Origin of the sequence: Methylorubrum salsuginis, assembly GCF_900114375.1 — a bacterium.
In the GTDB taxonomy this organism is placed as follows: domain Bacteria; phylum Pseudomonadota; class Alphaproteobacteria; order Rhizobiales; family Beijerinckiaceae; genus Methylobacterium; species Methylobacterium salsuginis.
Map to the genome: position 1 here is coordinate 1 of NZ_FOSV01000022.1, position 24,522 is coordinate 24,522.

Consider the following 24,522-nt stretch of genomic DNA (forward strand, 5'->3'; position numbering starts at 1 on the left):
CCCTGACCTCGGGCCACGCCAAGCGTGGCCTCTTCACGGGACAGGACTTCGTCTACGACGCCGAACGGGACCACTACACCTGTCCCGCCGGCCAGCACCTGACCAAGGGGGCCGCCCGATCCGATCGCCGGGCCGAGGGCGACGCGATGGACCACTACCGCAACCTGACGGCTTGCCTCGATTGTGCGCTCAAGCCCCGCTGCACGCCGACGGAGACGCGCCGGGTCAAGCGCTGGGTGCACGAGGGCGTGCTCGATGCGATGCAGGCGCGGCTCGACCGGATGCCGGATGCGATGAAGATCCGTCGCCAGACCGTGGAGCACCCATTCGGCACGCTGAAGGCCTGGATGGGTGCAACCCACTTCCTGACCCGGACGCTGGCGAAGGTCAGGACCGAGATGAGCTTGCAGGTTCTGGCCTACAACATGAAGCGGATGATCCAGATCTTCGGGGTCGGTCCGCTGCTGGCGGCCATCCGGGCCTGAGGCTCGCCAGTTCGATCTGCCACGCTGCTCCACGCAAAAGACCCAAGCCTGACGAATCGGCGTTCTCACACGGCCTCTAACCAATCCGGACCTTCGGCAGGCACATGTCTAGTGTCCGCTTGGGGTCATTCGGCACCCTGAGGGCGACCATCCTGCTGGCACGCCGCGGCCATTTCGACCGCGGCGACCGGTTCAGATTTCGGTCTGCTCTGAGAGGATAAGCGCGTCGTCAACCTCAATGCCGAGGTAGCGAACCGTGCTCTCCAGCTTGGTATGGCCAAGGAGCAGCTGGCAAGCTCGGATATTGCCGGTTCGCTTGTAAACCAGCGCGACCTTCGTACGGCGCAGGCTGTGCGTGCCGAACGCCGAGGGGTCCAGGCCGATCAGGGCAACCCAGCGGTCGACCAGGCGACTGTAATGCCGCGTCGTGAGATGCTCTCCGAGTCGGCTGCGGCTCGGGAACAGCCAGTCGCCGGCTTTCAACCTGCGCGCAGTCAGCCAAGCCGCGAGAGCCTCGCGCGTCGGTTCGGTGATCTCGAACGGGACCGGCCTGCCGGTCTTGCGCTGGCAGACGGTCGCTCGGAGACGCACGGCGTCGCCCAGGTAGATGTCGCTCACGCGCAGGCCGACGAGATCACACCCGCGCAGCTTGCTGTCGACGGCGAGGTTGAACAGGGCGAGGTCTCGCGCGCGGTTGGCGAGCTGTAGGCGCGTGCGTAGGGCCCAGATGTGCTTCGGTTTCAGCGGCGGTTTGGGTCCGACTATACGCCCGCGGTTCCAGGGAACACGCGGTTTTGTGGAAACGGTAACGACTTCGGGCATGACAGGCTCCTGGGTTGAGGAGCTCGTCATGAAGAACCCGATGCTGCCGCTGAGCCCAATGTCGAATGACGGCTCTCTGCAGCGAAAGCCGACATTGGCGCCGGCGGGCCTGGATCCCCGCTCCCGACCCGTTGCGGTCCCCGGGAAGGTCCGCTTCCCGGTTGTTAACGCGGCAGAGGTCGACGACTGCGTTGGGTGGATTTCCGCCGATCCGCCTTCGGCGGCAGCACGCAAGAGCGGACATCGCCCCGCGCCTGCTTCCTACTGTTGACCGAAGACCAAGGGGCGGTTGGCCGCGACCTTGGCGGTTATTCTTCAGCTTCCAGCAGCCGGGGTACACCTTGAGGGGCTGAATGTGGGGTTAGGGCGACTTCGGGGGCGCCTGCTGTCTGATTACTGTGTCCGCGCGGTGGGGTCCGGTGCCACCGCGAGCGCCTGTGCGACGTGGCGCAGCTTGTCGGGATTGCGGGTGATGTAGATCGCGGTGATCCGGCCGTTCTCGATGGCGAGCGCAGTGGTTTGGAGAACGTCGCCGCGTTCGCGGCTGACGTAGCCGGGCAAGCCGTCGATCCAGACGGGTTCGAGCATCTGCGCCCAGCCTTGACCCCATTTGCGCCGCACACCCTCGAACATGCGCAGGAGGCGATCCAATCCGGTGATGGGGTTGATGAAGGCCAAAACCTTGCCGCCGCCATCGGAGCGCAGCACCGCGTTCTCGGCGAGAAGGGTACGCAGCGCTGCGGTGTCGCCGCTGGTGGATGCCGCGAAGAAGGCCCGTGCGATCCGCTCGCCCTCTTCGCGCTCCACGGGGAAGCGCGGACGCGCAGCCTCCACGTTCCGCCGTGCCCGGACGGCGAGTTGGCGCACAGCCGCCGCCTCCCGGTCGAGCGCATCCGCCACCTCGCCGAGCGGCACGCCGAAGACGTCGTGGAGGAGAAATGCCGCCCTCTCGAGCGGAGACAGACGCTCCAGCGCCATCATCAGCGTCAGCGTCAGGTCATCTTTGTCCAGCCCATCTTCCTCGCTCTCGACGAGTGGATCGGGCAGCCAAGCGCCGACATAGGTCTCCCGGCGGGCGCGGGCCGACTTCATCTCGTCGAGGCAGAGGCGCGTCACGATGCGCGCGAGGAACGGATAGGGAGCAGAGACCATCGTCTGGTCCACCGCCACCCAGCGCAGCCAGGCATTCTGCACGACATCCTCCGCGTCGCTGCGCGAGCCAAGCATGCGGTAGGCGATGCGCAACAGCCGCGCGCGATGGGACTCGAAGGTCGCCGTGGCGATTTCGGCCTGCGACATGGGCCGTTCCTCGTACACGAAGCCGGTTGAGCGGATGTGGATGACCATCGGCTATCCTTGCCGCCTTGAACAGCCGAGTTCCCGCGCCGCCGCTGTCAGGGCCGGTCCGGCGTCGTCAACACCCGGTCAGCCGTGTCCACGACGAAGACGGCGAGGAGCTTGGAGGGCTCGACGTCGCTGGCATTGGCGCTGACACCGTGGTGATCACCCGGCATTTCGACAAAGCTCTCGCCGACGCGGAAGACTTTCTCCGGGCCGTCGTTGATCCGGCTGCGCACCGCGCCCTCGATCACAGTTGCCGTGATGAAGGCCGATGCGGCGTGGGTGTGGGACGGTGAGGACCCGCCCGGACCGTACTCGACGAGGACGCCGCGCAGGCTCTTGCCGGGAACCGAAGGTAGAGGATGGTCGAAGATCGTCGTGACCCGGGCCTCGCCCCTCGCAACATCGGCCGCCATCGCAGGAACGACGGAGACGGCAACGAGGGCGCCCAGCAGAATTGCTCTGAACATGGAAGGTGTCTTTCTTCGTGGATGGGGAGAAGCGCGGCGGTTCAGGCAGCAGCGAGCCAGCTCTCGAACCGCGTCGGCCCGAGCCGTGCCGCTTCCGCATGCTCGGGAACGAGCGAACCCTTATCGAGCGCAGCGCCGAAGTAGCGCGCCGTCCGGTCGGCCAGCACCTCCCGACGGTCGCCGGTGGATGCGATCGAGTGGGCGACGAAGTCGCGGAACGGCAGGCGGTCCGGCCCGGCGATCTCGATCGTCGCGTTGCGCGGAGGAGCAGGCGCGACGTCGGCGAGCGCTGCGGCGACATCGGCGGCGGCGATCGGCTGGAAGTCGGCATCGGGAACAACGATGCGGTCGCCTGCGACGGAAGCCTGGGCAATCGTCGCGACGAACTCGAAGAATTGCGTCGCCCGGACGATGGTGTAGGGAAGGCCAGAAGCCACGATCAACCGCTCCTGCGCGACCTTCGCGAGGAAGTATCCGTTCCCCTCCAGGCGGTCCGTGCCGACGATGGATAGGGCGACGTGATGTTTCACACCTGCATCGCGCTCCGCGGCGAGGAGGTTGCGGCCAGAGCGCTCGAAGAAGTCGAGCACCGCCGCGTCCTCGAAGGACGGAGAGTTCGACACGTCAACGACGACGTCGGCTCCGGCAAGAACCCTGGCCAAACCTTCGCCCGTCAGAGCATTCACCCCGCTGCTCGGCGAAGCCGCAACAGCCTCATGTCCTTGTCGCGACAGTTCGGCCGTCAGATGCCTGCCGATGAGGCCGTTTCCGCCAATCACCACGATCTTCATGATACCCGTCTCCTCGTTCGAGAACGGACGGGGCGGCTCCTTGCCGCTTTCGGGCGCCCGTCGAACAAATGACGAGGCGGGTCGGTCCCAATGTGACATGCCCCGGAAAAAATCAGCGACGTGAGACGTGGAAATGCCGCCGGAGATCGATCGACATCCGCGGGAATGGGACGGCGCTGGCGCCGCCCCTGACAGAGCGCAGAACCGACTAAATTTTTGCCTGGACCGGGAGGCGGAAGGGTGCACCGAGGCGGTTGAACGCGTTCATCGCCGCGATGGTGATCGTGAGGTCCACCAGATCCTTGGGCGCGAAGGCCGTGCTTGCGGCCGCATAGGCCTCATCGGAAGCGTGCGTATCGCTGACCAGCGTGACTTCCTCCGCCCAAGCGAGCGCGGCGCGGTATTGGTCAGGAAACAGGTGGGGTACCTCGGCCCAGACCGGAACCAGGGCGACCTTCTCGAACGGCATCGTCTTAAGGAGATCCCGGGTGTGCAAGTCGATGCAGTGCGCGCAGCCATTAATCTGCGACACTCGCAGAAAGACGAGATGGATCAGCTCGTTGGGCAGATCGGTGCCAGTGGTGATGTAGTGATGAATGCCATAGAACGCTTTGGCCCCCTGCGGGGCCACCTCGTTCCAGATCAGTCGCTTGATCTCGCTCATGTCTCATCCTTGTGCTCGGAGCGCCGGAGATCGACGTTCGGAGCCATGACGAACCGATCTGCACGGTTGTGACATGCGATGCCGCATTCTTTCACAAAGCGGATCATCTTCCAGCTGAGAGTATCTACATCCGCTTCCAAGCGGGCCGAGCAGATTGATTGACGACCGACATGGGTCGGAAGCGAAACGTTCGCTCTCGGGCGGAGGGATAGGGTCCGCTCCCCACCCCATCCGGTCCTTCAGCGGCCGTCACCCCAGAGTCCGCTTGGGGTCAGGAGTTCGCCCCCGCCTTGTTCAGTTCCGCGCCACAAGCAGGCATTCATCTTCAATCAATCAAGCGTCCGCTTACGGTGCAAGAGCAGACCTACCGCTTCACGAACCCGATGTCGGCGGCGACGCCATTGAGTTGCTCGGGCTCGCGCTCCTTCCGCTCGGAGTAGCGGTCGACGAGGTAATCGGCACGCCCGCGGGTCAGCAGCGTGAACTTCATCAGTTCCTCGCAGACGTCCACGACACGGTCGTAGAGCGGCCCGGGCTTCATGCGGCCGGCATCGTCGAACTCCTTGTAGGCCATCGGCACCGACGACTGGTTCGGGATGGTGATCATCCGCATCCAGCGCCCCAGCACCCGCAGGCTGTTCACGGCGTTGAAGCTCTGCGAACCGCCCGAGACCTGCATGACGGCCAGGGTGCGGCCCTGCGTCGGGCGGACCGAGCCCTCACTCAGCGGCAGCCAGTCGATCTGGCTCTTCATCACCCCGGTCATGTTGCCGTGCCGCTCGGGGCTGATCCAGACCTGTCCGTCCGACCAGATCGAGAGCTGTCGTAGGTCCCGCACCTTCGGGTGGTCGGCAGTGCCGTCGTCCGGCAGCGGCAGCCCGTCCGCGTGGAAGATGCGGACCTCGCCACCCATCGCCTCCAGCAATCGCGCGGTCTCGTAGGCAAGGAACCGGCTGAACGACCGCTCCCGGAGCGACCCGTAGAGGACGAGGAACCGAGGCGCATGGTCGAGCGGTGTCGGCGTCGCCATCTGCTCCTCGGTCGGCACCTCGAAATGCGCCTCGGAGAGGTTCGGCATCCCGTCGGCGAACGACTGCTGAGGCTTGTCCAATGCGCTTCTTTCCTCTATGCTTCAACGATAGTTGATATGTAGGTCATACGATGGACGAACGGCAAGCCCTCGCCGCCTTCGCCGCCCTCGGCCAGGAGCATCGGCTCCGGGTCGTGCGCGCCCTGGTCACCGCCGGCCCGGACGGGCTCGCCGCCGGCGTCCTCGCCGAGACGGTGAACGTCGCCGGCAACAACCTGTCCTTCCACCTGAAGGAGCTCTCCCACGCCGGGCTGATCACATCCCGGCGCGAGGGCAAGTCAGTCATCTACAGCGCCGCCTACGCCGGCCTGTCCGACCTCGTCCAGTTCCTCATGCGCGACTGCTGCCAGGGCCACCCGGAGGTCTGCGCCCCAGCGGTCGCCGCACTCGCCGCCTGCGATTGCACCACCGGAGAAACCGCCCATGCCTGAGCCGTTCGATGTCGTGATCTACCACAACCCGGAGTGCGGCACGTCCCGCAACACGCTCGCGATGATCCGCAACGCCGGGGTCGAGCCGCACGTGGTTGAGTACCTCAAGACCCCGCCGAGCTGGGCGCTCCTCAAGCAACTGCTCGCCCGCGCTGGGCTCTCGGTCCGGGACGCGCTGCGCGAGAAGGGCACGCCCTATGGCGAGCTCGGGCTCGGCGACCCGGCGGTCACCGACGAGCAGTTGCTCGACGCCATCGAGGCCCATCCGATCCTGCTGAACCGCCCGCTCGTGGTCAGCCCAAAGGGCGTGCGCCTCTGCCGGCCCTCCGAGGCGGTGCTCGACCTCCTGCCGGACCAGCAGGGGGAGTTCGTGAAGGAGGACGGCGAGCGTGTCGTCGACGAGCGCGGCCGCCGCGTCGCCACCGCCTGAGAACACCATGAGCACCTTCGAACGCTACCTGACCCTCTGGGTCGCCCTCTGCATCCTGGCCGGCATCGCGCTCGGCCACGTCATGCCGGGCTTCTTCCACGCCGTCGGCGACGCCGAGGTCGCCAAGGTGAACCTGCCGGTGGCCGCCCTGATCTGGCTCATGGTCATCCCCATGCTGCTCAAGATCGACTTCGCCTCGCTGCGCCACGTCGGGCGGCACTGGCGCGGCATCGGCGTGACGCTATTCATCAACTGGGCGGTGAAGCCATTCTCGATGGCCGCGCTCGGCTGGCTGTTCATCGGGTACCTGTTCCGGCCCTACCTGCCCGCCGACCAAGTCGACAGCTACATCGCCGGGCTCATCATCCTGGCGGCAGCGCCCTGCACCGCGATGGTGTTCGTCTGGTCGAACCTGACGAAGGGCGAGCCGCACTTCACCCTGAGCCAGGTGGCGCTCAACGACACCATCATGGTGGTGGCCTTCGCCCCAATTGTCGGCCTGCTGCTCGGGCTCTCGGCGATCACGGTGCCCTGGGGCACGCTGGTGCTGTCGGTGATCCTCTACATCGTAATCCCGGTTGTGATCGCGCAGGTGGTTCGCCGAAGCGTGCTGGCCACCGGCGGCCAAGCCTCCCTCGACCGGCTGCTCGGCAAGCTTGGGCCGGTGTCGCTCGTCGCCCTCCTGGCCACCCTGGTGTTGCTGTTCGGCTTCCAGGGTGAGCAGATCCTTGCGCAGCCGGCGGTCATCGGCATGCTCGCGGTGCCCATCCTCATCCAGGTCTACCTGAACTCGGGATTGGCCTACCTCCTGAACCGCGCCGCGGGCGAGCAGCACTGCGTAGCCGGCCCCTCGGCGCTGATCGGCGCTTCCAACTTCTTCGAGCTCGCGGTGGCCGCCGCCATCAGCCTGTTCGGCTTCAACTCGGGCGCGGCGCTCGCCACCGTGGTCGGCGTGCTCATCGAGGTGCCAGTTATGTTGTCGGTGGTGTGGATCGTGAACCGCTCGCAGGGTTGGTACGAGCGTGGGGCGGCAGGCAAGGGAGCGGCGCTCAAGCCCGCCTCCCGTGAGGTCTGAGGCCCGCAGCCGCCTCGTCGTGATTTCGGCCCTGGGCGTGGTGGAGATCCTCGCCTGGGGCTCGTCCTTCTACCTGCCAGCGGTGCTCGCCGGGCCCATCGCGGCGGATACCGGATGGCCCCTGGCCTGGGTGGTCGGCGGCCTGTCCATCGGCTTGCTGGTGGCGGCCTTGGCCTCGCCCCGGGTCGGAATCGCCATCCACCGGCACGGGGGTCGCCCGGTCCTGGCATGCGCCGCCCTGCTGCTGGCGGCGGGCCACGTCGTGCTCGGCCTGGCACCGAGCCTGCCGGTGTTCCTCGCCGGTTGGCTTCTCCTCGGCCTTGGCATGGGCTGCGGCCTCTACGATCCCGCCTTCGCCACCCTCGGCCGGCTCTACGGCGCCGAGGCGCGTCCGGCCATCACCACCCTGACGCTCTGGGGCGGGTTCGCTAGCACCGTCTGCTGGCCGCTCTCGGCCGCCCTCGTGGAGCAGGTCGGCTGGCGCCACGCCTGCGTCGCCTATGCCGGGTTGCACCTCGTCGTGACCCTGCCACTGGTACTGGGCCTGATCCCGCAGGCACCTGCCCGGAAGCCCGCAACAGGTGAGGAGCACAACGCGGACGGTCCTCTGACACCCCGCGAACGCCGGGCCTACCGGCTGATGGCCAGCGTACTCGTGCTGGGCGGCACCGTGATGACGCTGGTCTCGGTGCACCTGATCGCTCTGCTGCAGGCCCGTGGCGTCGCGCTGGCCGCGGCCGTCTCCTATGGCGCGCTGATCGGGCCGGCCCAGGTCGGGGCCCGCATCGTCGAGATGGCGAACAAGGGCCGGCACCACCCGCTCTGGACCCTGACCGTGGCCATGGCGCTGGTGGTCCTGGGGCTGGTCATCTTGGCGGCGGGCGTGCCGGCGGTCGGCCTCGCCCTGGTGCTCTACGGCGCGGGCAACGGGATCTACTCCATCGCCCGGGGCACGGTGCCGCTGGCCCTGTTCGGCCAGGTCCGCTACCCGGTTCTTGTGGGGCGCCTGGCCCGGCCGGGCCTGATCGCACAGGCCGTGGCACCCTCCCTTGGAGCGGTGGCGCTTACCTACGGCGGCGCCGACGCCGCCTACGGCCTGCTGGCGGCGCTCGCGCTGTTGAACCTGGGGCTGGCAATAGCCTTGTGGGGCGCACGGCCGAACGCCGTCGAAGGGAGCGGCGGGCTTGGCTGAGCGGAGCCTAAGTGGCCCTTGACCTTCCCATCATGGAAAACCCCATCTGGGTGAGACGTTACCCATGGGAGAGCGCCATGCAACGCTTCAAGTCCGAGAAGATGGGCTGCGGTGGCTGCGCCAAGTTGGTGACCCGCGCCGTCCAGGACATCGAGCCGAACGCCCGGGTCGAGGTCGACCTCGGTGCGAAGCTCGTCACGGTGGCGGGTGCGACCGTCCCGGACGACCAGATCGCCCAGGCTATCGCGAATGCCGGCTTCCCCGCCGCGCCGTTGGCCGCGGCCTGAACCGGAACGGCGGCAACCATAAGCCTCGATCCGGCATTCTCGTCCCACCCGTGGGCATAGTCCCGCCACCCGAAACGGTGTAAGCCAGACCCATGTGCCTCGACCGGCAAATCGCGCGCCTGATGGCGGCGATGATCCTCGCGATCATCGCCTACGTCGCGCCGTCCGCCGTTCAGGCCCACGAGGGCCACTCGCACCACGGCCACCACGTGGCCGCGCCCCAGCACAAGGCCGTCCCCGCGACGACCGATGCGGCGGTGACTACCCCCGCCAAGCCGGCGATCCGGTCCGAGGCCCCGACCTTGTCCAAGGTCGCGCTCCCGGCTATCGCGCCGGCGCGCATCGAACCCGTACAGGACGATTGCTGCCGGCCCGGTTGCCAAACCCGCTGCTGCGGGACGATGGCCTGCTGCGCTACCGGCGTCCTATCCGGACCCTCGGTCCTATCCCCGTCGCTGTTCCGGACCGTCACGCTGATCCCGCGCGACGTCGTCGGCCGCTCGGGCGCCGGCCCCGAGGCCCTGCCCAAGCCCCCACGAACCCTCGCGTGAAGTAGGGCGCGCCCGAGGCGCGCGACGCCCGGATTGCGCCCGCGAACGGCGCCGTCCGGACTTCCCGACGCGAGGATTCCCTTTCATGCCGATCCGTCTTGCCGCCGCCTTTGGCGCGGTGGCGCTGCTTGCCGCCGTCCTGGCGGGGCCCGTGCGCGCCCACGAGGGGCACGACCACGGCGCCGCCCCGCCGCCCGTCTCGAAGACCATCGCCCCGCGCGGCGAGGCGCTCTCTGATGCCTTCGAGCTCGTCGCCATCCCGCGCGACGGCACCCTGACGCTGTTCCTCGACCGCTTCCGGTCGAACGAGCCGGTGCCCGGCGCGACCATCGAGGTCGAGACGCCGGATGGCCCCAAGGTAGCGACCGCCACGGCCGACGGCGGCTACGCGCTACCGGCCCCGTGGCTGTCGAAGCCGGGCCGCCACGAGCTCGTCGCGACCGTCACCGCGGGCGACGCCGTGGACGTGCTCACCCTCGCGGTCACCGTGCCCGACCCGAAGGTTTCCGCGGCGGCCACCGCCAAGCCGGCTCCGGCGAAGGCGGCCCTGGCGCGGGTGTCCAAGGTCGCCCACGGCGTCACGGATCGCCTGAGCGCCAAGGACCCGACCCTCGTGGCCGCGGTCGCCGTCGCCTTCCTGCTCGGCGTCCTCGTGACGGCGCTCGCCCGCGGACGCCGCGCCGCTCCGGTCCTGGCCGTGGTCGCCATCGGCATCACCCTCGTCCTCGGTACCGCCGCCTTCGCGCATGGCGACGAGGACCATGGCGCGCCCGTGCAGGGGGCGGCGCTGATCGAGCCCCGGGCCCCGGGTTCCTCCGACCTCGCGCAGCGCCTGCCTGACGGCTCCGTCTTCGTGCCGAAGCCTACGCAGCGGCTCCTCGTCCTGCGCACCACCATGACCGAGCAGGGCAGCTTCCACCGCTCGGTCGAGCTCCCGGGCCGCATCATCCCGGACCCGAACGCCAGCGGCGTCGTGCAGTCCTCGGTCGGCGGTCGGCTCTCGCCCCCGCCCTCCGGGCTGTTCCCCCGCCTCGGCACCAAGGTGCGCAAGGGCGACGTGCTCGCCACAGTGACCCCGCCGGTTCAGGCCATCGACGTCTCCGACATGCGCCAGCGCCAGGGCGAACTCGATCAGCAAATCGCCATCGTCGAGCGCCGGGTCGAGCGCTTCAAGCGCCTCGCCATCTCGGGCGCTGTCGCCCGGACCCAGCTCGACGACGCCCAGGCCGAGCTAGACGGCCTGCACGACCGCCGTGCCGCCCTCGACAAGATCAGGCAACAGCCCGAGACCCTCGTCTCGCCGGTGGACGGGGTCGTGGCGCAGGCCACCGCGGTCGCCGGCCAGATGGCGGCGCCCGGCGCCATGGTCTTCCAGATCGTCGATCCGAACCGACTCTGGGTCGAGGCGCTGAGCTTCGACGCCCTGACCGCGGCGCAGGACGCCACGGCGCGGCTCGCCGACGGACGCACCCTGAGGCTCGCCTACCAGGGCACGGGCCTCGCCGACCGCAACCAGGCCATCCCGGTCCAGTTCGCGGTGCAGGGCGACGCCACCGGCCTGCGGGTCGGGCAATTCATGACCGTGCTGGCCGGAACCGACACCGAGCAGTCCGGCTTGGCGCTGCCGCGCGCCGCCGTCGTGCGCGCCGGCAACGGGCAGGACGTCGTCTACGAGCACACCACCGCCGAGCGCTTCGAGGCCCGGCCGGTGCGGGTCGAGCCGCTCGACGGCGGCCGCGTGCTGGTCGCCGAGGGGATCGGACCCGGAAAGCGGGTGGTGACCCAGGGCGCCGAACTCCTCGACCAGGTTCGCTGAGGAGACCGCCCGATGTTCACCTTCCTCGTCAGCCAGTCGGTCCGCAACCGCCTGCTCGTCCTCGCCATGGCCACGGTGCTGGTGCTCTTCGGCGCCTTCACCGCGACCAAGCTGCCCGTCGACGTCTTCCCCGACCTCAACAAGCCCACCGTCACCATCATGACGGAGGCGGAGGGCTACGCCCCCCAGGAGGTCGAGCAGCTCGTCACCTATCCCATCGAGACCCGGATGAACGGGCTGCCCGGCGTGACCCGGGTGCGCTCGGTCTCGGGCGTCGGCCTGTCGGTCACCTACGTCGAGTTCGACTGGGGCACCGACATCTACCGCAACCGCCAGCAGGTCGCCGAGCGCCTCGCCATGGTGCAGGACCAGCTGCCGCGGGGCATCACCCCGGTGATGGGGCCCGTCTCGTCCATCATGGGGCAGATCCTGCTGGTGGCGGTCACCGGCGAGGCCGCGACCCCCATGCAAGTCCGCGAGGTCGCCGACTTCACCATTAGGCCGCGGCTCCTGACCATCCCGGGCGTGGCGCAGGTCATCCCCATCGGCGGCGAGGTGCGCCAGTTCAGGGTCAGCCCGAACCCGGCCGCCATGCGCTCGCTCGGGGTGACGAACGCCGGGCTTGAGGCGGCGCTCGCCCAGTTCGGCACCAATGCCGGCGGCGGCTTCACCGACCAGCATTCCCGCGAGTACCTCATCCGGAACATCGGCCGGACCATGAGCCTCGACGACCTGCGCAACCTCGTGGTCGCCACGGTCGCCGATACGCCGGTCCACCTGCGCCAAGTCGCCGAGGTGTCCTTCGGCGCGAAGGTCAAACGCGGAGACGCCGGCTACATGGCCAAGCCCGCGGTCATCGTCTCGGTCGAGAAGCAGCCCGACGTCGACACGGCGCGGCTGACCCGCAGCATCGAGACCGCCCTGAGGGAGATGTCGCCGACCCTGCCGGCCGGCATCCGGGCCGACCAGGTCCTGTTCCGGCAGGCCGACTTCATCGAGACCTCGATCCGCAACGTCGAGCGCGTCCTCGTCGAGGCCGTGCTGGTGGTGGCGGTGGTGCTGTTCGCGTTCCTGCTGAACGTGCGCACCACCGCGATCTCGCTGCTCGCCATCCCGGTGTCGATCCTGACCACCGCAGTGGTGTTCCACCTGTTCGGGCTGTCGATCAACACGATGACGCTGGGCGGGATCGCCATCGCTATCGGCGAACTCGTCGACGACGCCGTGGTCGACGTCGAGAACATCTACCGGCGCCTCGGCGAGAACCGGCGGGAGGGCAATCCCAAGGGCGTGTTCCAAGTGGTGGTCGAGGCCTCGAACGAGGTGCGCTCCGGCATCGTCTACGCGACGCTCATCATCATCCTGGTGTTCGTGCCGCTGTTCGCACTCTCGGGCATCGAGGGCCGGCTCTTCGCCCCCCTGGGGCAGGCCTACATCATTTCGATCCTGGCGAGCCTGCTGACATCCATCACCCTGACGCCTGTCCTGGCGTCCCTGCTGCTGCCGGGCCTGAGGAACCTGGAGGAGCACGACAGCCGCCTCCTCAAGCTGCTCAAGCGCGGCAACGCCGCCCTGCTCCGGGTCGCCTTTCGGCACCAGGGCCTGCTCGTCGGCAGCGTCGCGGTGGCGGTGGTGGCTGCGGGCGTCGCCGCCTGGAACCTGCCGCGGGCCTTCCTGCCGCCGTTCAACGAAGGTTCGTTCACGGTCAACATGACCTTCAACCCGGGCATCTCGCTCGCCGAGAGCAACCGGGTCGGGCTGATCGCCGAGAAGCTGATCCTCGACATCCCGGGCGTGAAGGCGGTCGGCCGCCGCACCGGACGGGCCGAACTCGATGAGCACGCGGAGGGTGTTCACTCCTCGGAGATCGAGGTGGCGCTCGACGAAGACCAGAAGCGCCCGAAGGAGGCGCTCGTCGCCGACATGCGCGGGCGCCTCGCGTCCCTGCCGGTGGCGGTCAACGTCGGCCAGCCCATCTCGCACCGGCTCGACCACATGCTGTCCGGCGTGCGGGCGGAGATCGCGCTCAAGGTGTTCGGCGAGGATCTCGACGCCCTGCGCCGGGTCGCCAACTCCCTGCGCGACCGGATGGCCGCGATTCCGGGTCTCGTCGACCTGCAGGTCGAGCGGCAGGTGCGCATCCCGCAACTTGAGGTGCGGGTCGTCTACACCCGGGCGGCCCTCTACGGGGTCCAGCCGGCCGCGGTGGTCGAGCAGATCAGCCGCCTCTCGAACGGCAGGGTGGTCTCCACCGTGGTCGACGGCGTGCGCCGCTTCGACGTGGTACTGCGCCTGTCGGAGAACCGCCGGACCACCGCCGGACTGGGCGATCTGCTGCTGGAGACGCCCTCTGGCTGGGTGCCGGCGCGCCAGGTCGCCGACATCCGCGAGACCGACGGGCCGAACCAGATCCTGCGCGAGAACGCCCGCCGCCGCATCGTCGTCCAGGCCAACACCGACGGCGAGAGCGACATGGCCACCATCGTGGCGGCCATCCGTGAGGCCGTGGCGAAGGAGCCGCTGCCGCCCGGCTTCTTCACCAGCCTGGAGGGCACCTTCCAGGCGCAGGAGGAGGCGAGCCGGACCATCGCGGCGCTCTCGGCGCTGTCCCTGGCCCTGGTCTTCGCCATCCTGTTCAGCCGCTACCGCTCGGCCGCGCTCGCGCTCATCATCATGGGCAACGTGCCGCTGGCGCTGATCGGCTCGGTGGCGGCCCTGTGGCTCGTCGGGCAGCCGCTGTCCGTGGCGTCGATGATCGGCTTCATCACGCTGACCGGCATCGCGGCGCGCAACGGCATCCTGAAGATCAGCCACTACCTGAACCTGTCGCTGCATGAGGGCATGCCGTTCGGCCCCGACCTCGTCGTGCGCGGCAGCCTGGAGCGGCTGACCCCGGTGCTGATGACGGCGCTCTCGGCTGGCGTCGCCCTGGTGCCGCTGCTCTACGACGCGGCGAGCCCGGGCAAGGAGATCCTGCACCCGGTCGCGGTGACGATCTTCGGCGGCCTCGTCAGCGCGACGCTGCTCGACACCTTCCTGACCCCCGTCCTGTTCCTGCGCTTCGGCGCCAAGCCGCTGGAGCGGCTGCGCGCCCTACACGCCGAGGCGCCGGCCCACCCATCCCCGGACGGCGCGCGCCCGCGCCCGGCCGAGGCCTACTGACCACACCCAAGAGGAGACGAGAGCGTGATCCTAACGAGACTTACCCTGGTCGCCGGTCTGCTCGCCGCGACCACCGCCTATGCCCACGAGACCTCCGGCCAGCACGGCGGCCGGGTGACGGACGCCGGCAAGTTCCACGTCGAGCTCGTCGCTAAGGGCGACACCGTCGACGTGTTCGTGTCCGACGAGGGCCAGAAGCCGGTCCCGGCCGCGGGCTTCAAAGGAACGGCTATCCTCGTCGTCGACGGCAAGCCGGCCCGCGTGTCGCTGGAGCCGGCCGACGGCAACCGCCTCACCGGCAAGGCCGCGATGGCTCTCGGTGCGAGCCCGAAGGGCGCCGTGCAGCTCACCGGCCCCGACGGCGCGACCGCCAGCGGCAAGTTCAACTGACCCCACACAGAGAGGAAAGCCCATGACCCACCTTCGCACCCTCGCCGTCGTCGCCCTCCTGTCGGCCGGCCTCGCCGGCCCCGCCGCCGCTCAGGGCATGCACTCGCATGGCGGCCGCGCGATGCCGGGCAACGCGTCCGCGACGCACGACAACGACATGATGAAGATGATCCAGGCGATGAAGCCGGACCCGAAGGACCCGGCCTCGACCAAGGACTTCAAGGCCGCCGACATGACCATGATGCACGACATGCACGTGCCCTACACCGGCAACGCCGACGTCGACTTCCGCACGCACATGATCCCGCACCACAAGGGCGCGGTGGCGATGGCCCAGGTGGCGCTCAAGCACGCCAAGGACCCGGCCACCAAGGCGATGGCTCAAAAGATCATCGACGATCAGGAGAAGGAGATCTCCGAGATGGAGGCCTGGCTGAAGCAGCACGGCAAGTAGTGGAAACGCCGGATCGGGGCGGCCCTTCGGTGGCTCCGGTCCGCCCCCCGTCACCCGAGATCAGGCAGGAGAGCACGATGCCCGAAGCCACCGTCCGCAAGGCCGCCCTCTATCGGATGGCCACCCCCGAACACACCTGCCCTTACGGGCTCAAGGCCAAGGACCTGCTCGAACGTAAGGGCTTCCAGGTCGATGACCACCTCCTGACCACGCGGGAGGAGACCGACCGCTTCAAGGCCGAGCATCAAGTCAGGACCACGCCGCAGACCTTCATCAACGGCGAGCGGGTCGGGGGCTTCGACGACCTCAGGCGCCACTTCGGCGAGGCCGCCAACGACCCGAACGCGACGACCTACACGCCCGTCGTCGCAGTGTTCTCGATGACCGCGCTGATGGCCCTGGCGGCGAGCCAGGCCGTCTACGGAACGCCGCTCACGATGCGCGCCGCCGAATGGTTCATCGCCTTCAGCATGTGCGTGCTCGCCCTCCTGAAGCTGCAAGACGTCGAGAGCTTCTCCTCGATGTTCCTTGGCTACGACCTGCTCGGGCAGCGGTGGGTGCGCTACGCCTACGCCTACCCGTTCCTGGAGGGCGTCGCCGGCGTCCTGATGGTGGCGGGCGCACTGAACTGGATCTCGATCCCGGTGGCCCTGTTCATCGGTACGGTCGGGGCGGTCTCGGTGTTCAAGGCGGTCTACGTCGACAAGCGGGACATCAAGTGCGCCTGCGTCGGCGGGTCGAGCAAGGTGCCGCTCGGCTTCGTCTCGCTGACCGAGAATCTTATGATGGTTGCCATGGCCGTTTGGATGCTGGCGGTGCACCACTGAGCGACCGACGGCACCGCGGCTTGACCCTCCCACGATGGGAAGCCCTATCGAAAGCGAGACCGACGGGTTCGTCGGGTAAGGAGGGGGTTCATGAACCGGATCGTACTGGCCTCGGCCGCCCTGCTGCTGCTGGCGGCGTCCCCCGCCATGGCGATGTCGTGTTGCGGCGGCGGCAAGGGCAAGGGTGCCATGATGTGCGGCAAGGCCGGGCCGAAGGGCGGCATGGCCATGAACCATGGCGCCATGAAGGGGAAGAAGGGCGGATGCTGCTGCGAGGGCATGTCCATGAACATGACCAAGCGCGGCTGAGGTCGGGCATCATGACGGCTTTTCTTGTGCATCAACTCGGCGCACAAGCGCGTTCGTAGGGTTCGAACTCAAGCGGACGGGCTCCACCCCGCCCGCAAGCGGGAGACGAACATGAGTGACGGGTACCCCTCGATGACGGCCCTGCTCGGCCTCCTCGCCCTCGCCGGCTACCAGAACCGGGACAAGCTTGCCGAACTGCTCGGGGGCGCTGGCCAATCGGCCCCTTCACCCACCGGTCCCGGTGCGGCGTCCAATGCCTCCGGTGGCGGGTTGGGAGGCCTTCTCGGCGGTCTGCTGGGCAACCGGCGGGACCAAGCCCTTGGCGGCTTCCTGCACAGCGGTTTGGGCGAAATGCTCGATCGCTTCCAGCAGGCCGGCCACGGGGCGGCCGCGCAGTCCTGGGTCGCTCAGGGGCCGAACCAGGAGCTTCCGCCGCAGCACCTTGAGCAGGCCATCGGGTCCGACGTTCTCTCGACCCTTACGCAGCGCACGGGATTGTCCCGCGAGGAGCTCCTGTCACGGCTGTCGCGCGAGCTTCCCCAGGCGGTCGACCGCTACACGCCGGACGGTCGGATGCCGGCCTAGCCGGCGCCGTCCCCCCGGGGCATCGACCCAGAGGACCGCGCCGACGTGTCGTCTTTTCGGCGCGGCGTCTCTCGACCTTCGGGACGGCGGTCAGAGCCATCCGCTCTTGCGGAAGCGCCAATACAGGATCGCGCAGGCAGAAAAGATGATGCCCAGGACCATGAAGTAGCCGTAGCGCCACTTCAGCTCCGGCATGTGCTCGAAGTACATGCCGTAGATGCCGGCAATCGCCGTCGGCACCGCGAGGATGGCCGCCCAGGCGGCGAGCCGGCGCGTGATCACGGTTTGCTGCGCCTGTCCCAGCTGCAGGCTCGCCTCGAAGGCGAAGGCCAGCACCTCGCGCATTGCGTCGATCTCGTCTTGCACCCCGCGCAGGTGGTCGGAAACGTCCCGGAACAGGGGCTGCATCTCATCGTCGACGGCGACGAGGTCACCGTGCTCCAGCTTGCGGCAGACCTCGACCAGCGGCACCACAGCCGAGCGCAGGCGCAGGAGGTCGCGGCGCAGTTGGTAAAGCCGCTCGACCTCGGCGGCCATCAGCTCGCGCTTGAGGATGCGGTCCTCGATGGCCTCGACCTCCGCCAGGACCGACTCCATCACCGGCGCGTAGTTGTCGACGATGAAGTCGAGCACCGTGTGCAGGATGAAGTCCTCGCCGTGCGCGAGAAGCTTGGGGCAGGCCTCGGCTTTCTCGCGGGCCGGCGCGTAGGAGACCGACGCGCCGTGGCGGACCGTCACCACGAACCCCCGCCCGACGAAGACCTGCGTCTCGCCGAGTGCGATCCGCCCCTGGACGAGCTGGGCGGTGCGGGCGACCACAAACAGGCAATCGCCATAGCGTTCGAGCTTCGGTCGCTGGTGCGCGTTCCGCGCGTCCTCGATGGCGAGCGGGTGCAGGCCGAACTGGTCCTTGATTTCCGACAGCAACTCCGCCGAGGGCTCGTAGAGGCCGATCCAGACGAGATGTCCGTCCTTGTCGGCCCAGTCGCCTGCCTGGCCGATCCCCACGTCCGCGACGCGCTTGCCGTCCGCGTAGGCGGCCGCCATCACGACCCCCGGCGTCTTCGGCTCGGGGGGCACGCTGTTTCTAGAAAGTATCGTCCCCCCCCCGGACCGCCACCTTCGATGTTTGACGGTCAACACCTATCAAATGTGGTGCCGGGCGCTCTGGGGTAGTCAGGCCTCGGGTTGTGTCTCGACGGGCACCGCGCGTGTTGCCGTGGGACAACATGGACATAACGCTTGCGCTATCCTCCCGTCGTCGTACCTGCCGCCCTGATAGCCCTGGCATGTCGTCTCGGGCTATTTGGCGACCGCGCCTGATCCGCCGCGCCTAAACCCGTTGGGGCAACCGCATCGACGCGGCGGGGTCGAGGCAATCGACGAGAAAGCTCCTCGCCCGGCTGACCCGACTCTTCACCGTGCCGACCTGGCAACCGAGCCGGGCGGCGGCCTCCTCGTAGGTGAAGCCTTCTGCCCCCACGAGCAGCAGCGCCTGGCGTTGCGGGAGCGGCAGCGTCCCGATCAAGTCCAACACGGCCCCGAGCGCCACGACGTGGTCCTGGTCCGGCGCCGCCGTAAATGTCGCAGCGTGCGCGCCCTCGGCATCCTCGACCTCGCGCTTGGCCTTGCGCATCTCGGTGTAGAACTGGTTGCGCAGGATCGTGAAGGTCCACGCGATGAAGTTGGTGCCGGGTACGAACCGGGTCCTGTTGGCCCAGGCCTTGATCAGCGTCTCCTGCACCAGATCGTCCGCGCGAGCCCCGTTCGCGCACAGCGACATGGCGAAGGTCCGCAACGACGGCAGGGCTCGGATGAGGTCGTCCCGGAAGGTTTCGGCGATCCGTTCACCGTTCGCCGCCAGGGCCGCCTCGAACCGTTCGACCAAGGCCGAGAGCTTGTCCGGCAAAGGCACCTGCTCCGTGAGGACGAAGTAGTCCCGCAAAGAAGTTGCGAGATGACCGGCGATGTCCGCCTTTCCGCATCCCTCGGCGTTCGCAGCGCCCGTCGGCTTGGCGGCGGGTAAGGTATCGTTCACTGTCGGCTCCTCCCCTTAACGGCAAAGCTTCCTTAGAATGTTATTAGTTTCGATGGCTGTCGAAAAGCGGCGACGTGATGAACGATGACGCCGCCCTCTCCATGTTGGTCGCGCTGGCGCAGGAGACCCGTTTGGCAGTGCTCCTTACGCTGCTTCGACACCTGCCCGACGGGGTGTCCGCAGGACGTCTCGCAGAGGCCGTCGGATGCGCGCCCTCGACGTTGTCCTTCCACGTCCAGCACTTGGCGGGTGCGGGTCTCGTCCGCTCGCACCGGCAGGCGCAGTCGGTCGTCTACTTCGCGGTGCCGGACACCGTCGGCGGCCTAACCACCTTCCTCACGCGCGAGTGCTGCCAAGGCCGCCCGGAAAGTTGCGGGCTCCCGCCGGTCGGACGGATGACGCAGGGCCAGGGATGTTCCTGACCGCCTGAGCCGAGTGCCAGGCCGCACTGATGTCGAAATCGCTGATGCGTCGCTACGAGGGCAAAACCCTGCGCTTCGGCTTTGCGTTCGCCTGCCCCGACCCCGACGCGAGGCGGCGGATCACTTTCTACCTCATGGAGCTGGCCCTCGACCTCGCCTGAGTTAGGGGAAGCGCTCGATGTCCGCGAGGATTTTACGAGGGAGGCGTTGTTGGAGGCAGGGGTACCGCGACGCTCGGCATGTACATGGCGGGCGGGGCGAGCAGTAGTCCCTAGGCGCGCTCATCCTCGGCCCTGCGTCGGTATCGTCCGATGCTTCGTACTGCGCGACATGCGCTGGGAATGGCGACAAGCTCTCGACAGAGCGTAGTCCCCAGCCGCACCTTCGGCGGGGAACGTCCTCTCGTTGCGTTGTCCCGAACACCCCGCGAAAGGACGACATCGGCACCGAACGCCCATCCGTCGTCAGTGGCCACCGTTCCGCGCCGGGCGGACGCCGGGCATCGCGTCGGGCTCGAAGGTGAACTCGATGCCGCCTGCCTCCAGCGCCGCCCGTATGGCCGCGAGATTGTCCGGGCGCGGGACGTTCGGGCGGGCGTCGGTTTCGAGCCGCTGGATCGTCGAGGCCGAGACGCCCGAGCGGCGCGCCAGCTCGCCGGCGGACCAGTTGAGCATGCTGCGGGCGCCGCGCACCTGGGCGGCGGTAATCTCGCGGTCGTGGTTGTTAGTCGCGGGCGCCACGGGGGGCGGCGCGGGCGGCGAGGCCGGGAGGTAGCGGTTGCGGCCGGGCACGGTCAGGCAGACCCCAACCCATTCGCGGATCTCGCCGTTGGGGTCGAGGATGGGGATGCCGCGGGCGTTGTACCAGCGGTAGACGCCGTCCGCGCACAGGACGCGGTAATCCGTGTTGTAGGACGCCTGGTGCGCGACGGCGGTGGCCCAGGCGGCCTCGACCCGGCCGCGGTCGTCGGGATGGATGGCGTCGATCCAGCCCCGCCCCTGCACGTCCTCGTGCGATTGCCCCGTCAGGGTGAGCCACTGGGGCATGTCGAGGGCCTGGCCGTCCGGACTGACCGTCCAGACCACCGCCGCCGTCGCCTCGATCAGGGCGGCGAGGCGGGCTTGGCCGGTAAGGTCCGAGCGCTGGTTCATGTGGCGCAGTGTGACGTCGCGCGCGATGCCGACGGCGCCGAAGGCCGCGGTCCCGTCGAAGCGCGGGTTGACCGCCCGCAACTCGATCCAGGCGCAGGACCCGTCGCCGCGGGGGGAGCGCACCTCGCACTCCGCCGAAAGACCGTTGCGGAGGGACGCCTCCATCTCGCGGAACGACGTCCGGTCCCCGGGATGGGCCGCGGAGACGAGATCCTCCCAAGCATGATCGCGCCCATCGGCGAGGCCGAAGAGCGCGTTGAATGCGGACGACCCCCGCACCCGGTGCCCGTCCGGACCCAGCACCCAGACGCCGACCCAACCGGCGTCCTCGACGAGCGACGCCACCTCGCAGGGTGGCCAGCCCGGGCGCTGGCGGTTCTCCCTGGACGCCCCGTTCCTGGCGGTCATCGTCCCGTCTCCCTTCACGGGAGCCATCGCGGCTTCTCCTCGAATACGGCGTGACGGATTTTTACTCACGAACGCGGCGGGACGCAAGGTTGAGATAGGGCCCTGGGTTGGTAAAATTTACTCACTTGCGGGCATCGTGGCGTCGATATAGTCATATCTCTGTCATGAGGGCAGCTATTCCGCCGCCAAGCGAGCATCGTGACGTAAGTTACGTCAAACCTTGAGCGCCGGACGGGCCGTGCCGTCCGTGAACTCGCAGCGAGGACGGACCCCATGGCCGAACGGAACGCCGCGGTTGAACACCGCCCTCCCCGTATCGACGTGTCGGCCTGCGACCGCGAGCCGATCCATGCCCTAGGCTCGGTCCAGCCCTTCGGCTTCCTGCTCGCCCTGTCGAGCGACTGGATCGTCTCCCACGCGTCCGGGAGCCTGGAGGACCATGTCGGGCGGTCCCCCGTCGAGGTGCTCGGCATGCCGGCCACCGAGATCCTGGGCGTCGAGGCGCTGCACGTCCTGCGCGGCAGGCTCCAGACCCTTCGCGGACCCGACCAGGTCGAGCGCGTCTTCGGTCTCGACCTCCTCGGCGGCGGGGCGCTGTTCGACGTCGCCCTGCACCGCGGCGGCGAGGGCTTCCTGGTCGAGGCGGAGCCGCACGTCGCCGAGGAACTCGATACGGGGGAGCTCGTGCGCACCTTGTTCGCCCGCCTCCAGCGGACCGAAGGCGTCGACGCCTTCCATCGCGAGGCGGTCCGGCAGATGCGCGTGCTGACCGGCTTCGACCGCGCCATGGTGTACCGCTTCGCGGAGGACGGCTCGGGGGAGGTCGTCGCGGAGTCGGCGCGGGCGGGCCTGGAGAGCTACCTCGGGCTGCGCTACCCGGCCTCGGACATCCCGCAGCAGGCCCGCCAGCTGTACGAGCGCAATCCCATCCGCCTCATCGCCGACGTGGATGCCGAGGTCTCGCCCGTGCACCCGACGCTCGACCCGCACGGGCGCCCCCTGGATCTCTCGCTCGCCGCCCTCCGGGCCGTCTCGCCCGTCCACATCGAGTACCTCAGGAACATGGGCGTGGCGGCGTCGATGTCGGTGTCGATCCTGCGCGACGGCAGGCTGTGGGGCCTGCTCGCCTGCCACCATGGCGAGCCGCGCCACCTGTCGATGGCGCGGCGCTCCGCGGCCGAGCTGTTCGGCCAGATGTACTCGTGGGCCCTGGAAGGACGGGAGCGGGAGGTCGAGCGTGCCGCCGATGCGCGCGCACGCGAGCTGCACAACCGGCTCATGGGAGCCATCGCCTCGCGCGACGCGTCCGTCGCCGACTTCGAGGACTATCTCGGCGAGCTGAGAGGGGTCGTGGCGTGCGACGGCATCGCCCTGTGCGTCGAGGGGCGCGTGGCCTGCGAGGGCGTCACGCCCGACGTGCGGGACCTGCCCGGACTGACGCGCTTCCTCAACCGTACGGCGATGAGCCGGGTCTACGCCACGCACGCCTTGGGCGGAGCCTACGAGCCGGCGATGGCCTTCGCCGACCGGGCCTCCGGCGTCCTCGCCATCCCGGTCTCCCGCGAGCCGCGGGACTACCTGCTGTTCTTCCGGCGCGAGGTCGCGCGGACCGTGACCTGGGCGGGCAAGCCGGAGAAGGCGCTGACCCTGTCCGACGACGGGTGGCGCCTGTCGCCGCGCAAGAGCTTCGCCGCCTGGCAGGAACGGGTGCGCGGGACCGCCACGCCCTGGGGCGCGTCCGACCTGCGCGTCGCCGAGGCACTCCGGGTGACGCTGCTCGAAGTCGTCCTGCGCCTGACCGACAGCTCGGAGAAGGAGCGGAGGTCGGCGCAGGAGCGGCAGGAGGTGCTGATCGCGGAACTGAACCACCGCGTCCGCAACATCCTCAACCTCATCCGCGGCGTGGTCGGCCAGAGCAGGGGGCAGGCGACGACGGCGGAGGAGTTCGCCGCAGTGGTCGGGGGACGCATCCAGGCGCTCGCCCGGGCGCACGACCAGATCACCGCGATGAACTGGACGCCGGGCTCGCTCAGGGATCTGATCAGGCTCGAAGCCGAGGCCTACCTCTCCGACAAGGCCTGCCGTGTGCACGTCGCCGGGGAGGACGTCCTCCTCGAACCCCAGGCGATGTCGACGATGGCGCTCGTCATCCACGAGATGACGACGAACTCGGCCAAGTACGGCGCGCTGGCCGACAGCCGGGGGCGGGTCGACGTGTCCCTGGCGCGGACGGGTGACGGGGCCCTCGTCATGGACTGGGCCGAGGCCGGGGGCCCGCCGGTCCGGCCCCCGACGCGGCGCGGCTTCGGCAGCGTCATCGTCGAGCGTTCGGTCCCCTACGAGCTCAAGGGCGAGGCGGGAATCCGCTACGAGCCCGGCGGCGTCGAGGCGCGCTTCGTCGTGCCCGCGGCGTTCGTCCATGAGGCGCCGGCCGCGCTGGCCGTGCCGGAGGCGGCCAACGCCAACGAGGACATCGAGGCGGCGGGCCTCGTCCTGCGCGGAACCGTCCTGTTGGTCGAGGACAACATGATCATCGCCCTCGAAGGCGAGGAGATGCTGCTCGGTCTCGGCGCGCGGGCGGTGGAGACGGCGGCCTCGGTGCGGGACGCCCTGCGCATCGTCGAGACACGCGATCCCGACTTCGCGCTGCTCGACATGAACCTCGGAACGGAGACAAGCCTGCCCGTCGCGGAACGGCTCCGGGAACGCGGGACGCCGTTCGCGTTCGCCACCGGCTACGGCGAGCAGCTCCGCCTCCCGGACGGGCTGCGCCACGTCCCCGTGGTGCGGAAACCCTACGACGCCCAGGCGCTGCGGCGCGCCTTCGGCCACTGAAAGCCCGGCCCGGCAACCGACCGGGATGTCGAACCTCGCGATGGAGCGGACGGGGATGTGGACCCGCAAGGACATCCGGCAGGTGACTGGGGAGTGCGAGACGTTCGGCGGTCGGGGGCACGCCTCGCTGACGGCGAGGGGACCCGTCCTGATCCTCTGCCCCCGCTGTTCCCAGTTCAACGCACGCAAGTCGGCGCGCCCGGCCGCGTGCATGTGGTGCGGGTTCGAGGCGACCGCCGAGCCGGCCGCGAAGCCTGGCCCGACCTTCCCGGACCCGACCCGCGCCGGGGCCACGCCGCGGGAGCGGCATCCGGGTATCCGGGGCCTCGGGGCGACCGGAGGGTGATTAGGGGGATCGGCGGACGCGAGTTGCCGAGCGTCGGTGTGTGCGGGTGGGGGGAGCGGGGATGCATCGGAACGGGACGGGCGCGGGCGAGCCGGAGGGAACGCCCGCCCGCGGGCAATGGCCGGCCTTCGACCGAGCCGTGAAATGTCC

Annotated in this window: 25 protein-coding genes; 16 read left to right on the forward strand and 9 right to left on the reverse strand. The window is 68.9% G+C overall.

All coding sequences use genetic code 11. The annotated features are described in order from the left end of the window. Positions 1-485 (forward strand): transposase (locus BM140_RS20145; protein ID WP_165616508.1); only part of this gene is annotated, 485 nt, incomplete at its 5' end. Between the two features lie 192 nt (positions 486-677). Here the strand turns inward: BM140_RS20145 and BM140_RS20150 are convergent. The 6 genes from BM140_RS20150 to arsH form a co-directional block, all read right to left on the reverse strand. After that, positions 678-1,307 (reverse strand): tyrosine-type recombinase/integrase, encoded by a 630-nt coding sequence (locus BM140_RS20150; RefSeq protein ID WP_091950438.1) that lies wholly within the window; start codon positions 1,305-1,307, stop codon positions 678-680. Between the two features lie 393 nt (positions 1,308-1,700). Beyond that, positions 1,701-2,654 carry a sigma-70 family RNA polymerase sigma factor gene (locus tag BM140_RS20155; RefSeq protein ID WP_091950440.1) on the reverse strand — a complete coding sequence of 318 codons (954 nt, stop codon included), beginning with the start codon at positions 2,652-2,654 and terminating at the stop codon, positions 1,701-1,703. A gap of 47 nt (positions 2,655-2,701) precedes the next feature. Further along, positions 2,702-3,118 (reverse strand): cupin domain-containing protein, encoded by a 417-nt coding sequence (locus BM140_RS20160; protein ID WP_091950442.1) that lies wholly within the window; start codon positions 3,116-3,118, stop codon positions 2,702-2,704. Between the two features lie 41 nt (positions 3,119-3,159). Next, positions 3,160-3,909 (reverse strand): SDR family oxidoreductase, encoded by a 750-nt coding sequence (locus tag BM140_RS20165; protein ID WP_091950444.1) that lies wholly within the window; start codon positions 3,907-3,909, stop codon positions 3,160-3,162. Between the two features lie 208 nt (positions 3,910-4,117). Then, on the reverse strand, positions 4,118-4,573 hold the full coding sequence (locus tag BM140_RS20170; protein WP_091950446.1) for a carboxymuconolactone decarboxylase family protein: 456 nt from the start codon (positions 4,571-4,573) through the stop codon (positions 4,118-4,120). Positions 4,574-4,937: 364 nt separating this feature from the next. Beyond that, a complete protein-coding gene (gene arsH, locus BM140_RS20175) occupies positions 4,938-5,684 on the reverse strand; it encodes an arsenical resistance protein ArsH (protein ID WP_091950448.1) in 747 nt (248 codons plus the stop codon). Positions 5,685-5,734: 50 nt separating this feature from the next. Here arsH and BM140_RS20180 point away from each other — a divergent pair, with 50 nt between their 5' ends. The 13 genes from BM140_RS20180 to BM140_RS20240 all read left to right on the forward strand — a co-directional run bounded on the left by BM140_RS20180 (position 5,735) and on the right by BM140_RS20240 (position 17,172). Then, positions 5,735-6,094: an ArsR/SmtB family transcription factor gene (locus BM140_RS20180; RefSeq protein WP_091748223.1), complete on the forward strand. Its 360-nt coding sequence runs from the start codon at positions 5,735-5,737 to the stop codon at positions 6,092-6,094. After that, positions 6,087-6,524, forward strand: coding sequence for an arsenate reductase (glutaredoxin) (arsC, locus tag BM140_RS20185; RefSeq protein WP_091950450.1), 438 nt, complete (start codon positions 6,087-6,089; stop codon positions 6,522-6,524). The genes BM140_RS20180 and arsC overlap by 8 nt, the downstream gene beginning before the upstream one ends. A 7-nt stretch (positions 6,525-6,531) precedes the next feature. After that, on the forward strand, positions 6,532-7,599 hold the full coding sequence (gene arsB, locus BM140_RS20190; protein WP_091950452.1) for an ACR3 family arsenite efflux transporter: 1,068 nt from the start codon (positions 6,532-6,534) through the stop codon (positions 7,597-7,599). Beyond that, the gene (locus tag BM140_RS20195) at positions 7,589-8,791 is read left to right on the forward strand and encodes an MFS transporter (RefSeq protein ID WP_091950454.1); all 1,203 of its coding nucleotides are present in this window, start codon (positions 7,589-7,591) and stop codon (positions 8,789-8,791) included. Before arsB ends, BM140_RS20195 begins: the two co-directional genes overlap by 11 nt. Before the next feature lie 77 nt (positions 8,792-8,868). After that, positions 8,869-9,078 carry a heavy-metal-associated domain-containing protein gene (locus tag BM140_RS20200; protein WP_091950456.1) on the forward strand — a complete coding sequence of 70 codons (210 nt, stop codon included), beginning with the start codon at positions 8,869-8,871 and terminating at the stop codon, positions 9,076-9,078. A 92-nt stretch (positions 9,079-9,170) separates the two neighbouring features. Next, positions 9,171-9,629: a hypothetical protein gene (locus BM140_RS20205; RefSeq protein WP_091950458.1), complete on the forward strand. Its 459-nt coding sequence runs from the start codon at positions 9,171-9,173 to the stop codon at positions 9,627-9,629. 85 nt (positions 9,630-9,714) lie between these two features. Beyond that, on the forward strand, positions 9,715-11,445 hold the full coding sequence (locus tag BM140_RS20210; RefSeq protein ID WP_091950460.1) for an efflux RND transporter periplasmic adaptor subunit: 1,731 nt from the start codon (positions 9,715-9,717) through the stop codon (positions 11,443-11,445). A 12-nt stretch (positions 11,446-11,457) separates the two neighbouring features. Continuing rightward, positions 11,458-14,607 carry an efflux RND transporter permease subunit gene (locus BM140_RS20215; RefSeq protein ID WP_091950462.1) on the forward strand — a complete coding sequence of 1,050 codons (3,150 nt, stop codon included), beginning with the start codon at positions 11,458-11,460 and terminating at the stop codon, positions 14,605-14,607. A gap of 24 nt (positions 14,608-14,631) precedes the next feature. Continuing rightward, the gene (locus tag BM140_RS20220) at positions 14,632-14,997 is read left to right on the forward strand and encodes a hypothetical protein (protein WP_091950464.1); all 366 of its coding nucleotides are present in this window, start codon (positions 14,632-14,634) and stop codon (positions 14,995-14,997) included. Positions 14,998-15,019: 22 nt separating this feature from the next. Continuing rightward, a complete protein-coding gene (gene copM / locus BM140_RS20225; protein WP_091950466.1) occupies positions 15,020-15,451 on the forward strand; it encodes a CopM family metallochaperone in 432 nt (143 codons plus the stop codon). A 77-nt stretch (positions 15,452-15,528) separates the two neighbouring features. After that, on the forward strand, positions 15,529-16,278 hold the full coding sequence (locus BM140_RS20230) for a glutaredoxin family protein (RefSeq protein ID WP_091950468.1): 750 nt from the start codon (positions 15,529-15,531) through the stop codon (positions 16,276-16,278). Between the two features lie 90 nt (positions 16,279-16,368). Continuing rightward, positions 16,369-16,587, forward strand: a complete 219-nt coding sequence (locus tag BM140_RS20235) for a hypothetical protein (RefSeq protein WP_091950470.1) — start codon at positions 16,369-16,371, stop codon at positions 16,585-16,587. Positions 16,588-16,698: 111 nt separating this feature from the next. Continuing rightward, the gene (locus tag BM140_RS20240; RefSeq protein WP_091950472.1) at positions 16,699-17,172 is read left to right on the forward strand and encodes a YidB family protein; all 474 of its coding nucleotides are present in this window, start codon (positions 16,699-16,701) and stop codon (positions 17,170-17,172) included. A 90-nt stretch (positions 17,173-17,262) separates the two neighbouring features. Here the strand turns inward: BM140_RS20240 and BM140_RS20245 are convergent, their stop codons facing one another. Together BM140_RS20245 and BM140_RS20250 are read right to left on the reverse strand one after the other, a co-directional pair. Next, a complete protein-coding gene (locus BM140_RS20245) occupies positions 17,263-18,219 on the reverse strand; it encodes a magnesium and cobalt transport protein CorA (protein ID WP_091950474.1) in 957 nt (318 codons plus the stop codon). 286 nt (positions 18,220-18,505) lie between these two features. Beyond that, complete coding sequence (locus tag BM140_RS20250; RefSeq protein ID WP_091950476.1) at positions 18,506-19,210, reverse strand: sigma-70 family RNA polymerase sigma factor; 705 nt, start codon at positions 19,208-19,210, stop codon at positions 18,506-18,508. A gap of 77 nt (positions 19,211-19,287) precedes the next feature. Between BM140_RS20250 and BM140_RS20255 the strand changes: the two genes are divergently transcribed. Next, the gene (locus BM140_RS20255; RefSeq protein ID WP_091950478.1) at positions 19,288-19,632 is read left to right on the forward strand and encodes an ArsR/SmtB family transcription factor; all 345 of its coding nucleotides are present in this window, start codon (positions 19,288-19,290) and stop codon (positions 19,630-19,632) included. 464 nt (positions 19,633-20,096) lie between these two features. Here the strand turns inward: BM140_RS20255 and BM140_RS20260 are convergent, their stop codons facing one another. Beyond that, positions 20,097-21,191 carry a PAS domain-containing protein gene (locus tag BM140_RS20260; RefSeq protein ID WP_165616509.1) on the reverse strand — a complete coding sequence of 365 codons (1,095 nt, stop codon included), beginning with the start codon at positions 21,189-21,191 and terminating at the stop codon, positions 20,097-20,099. Between the two features lie 273 nt (positions 21,192-21,464). Here BM140_RS20260 and BM140_RS20265 point away from each other — a divergent pair, with 273 nt between their 5' ends. Next, positions 21,465-24,026 (forward strand): HWE histidine kinase domain-containing protein, encoded by a 2,562-nt coding sequence (locus tag BM140_RS20265; RefSeq protein WP_091950482.1) that lies wholly within the window; start codon positions 21,465-21,467, stop codon positions 24,024-24,026. Positions 24,027-24,522: the final 496 nt, after the last annotated feature.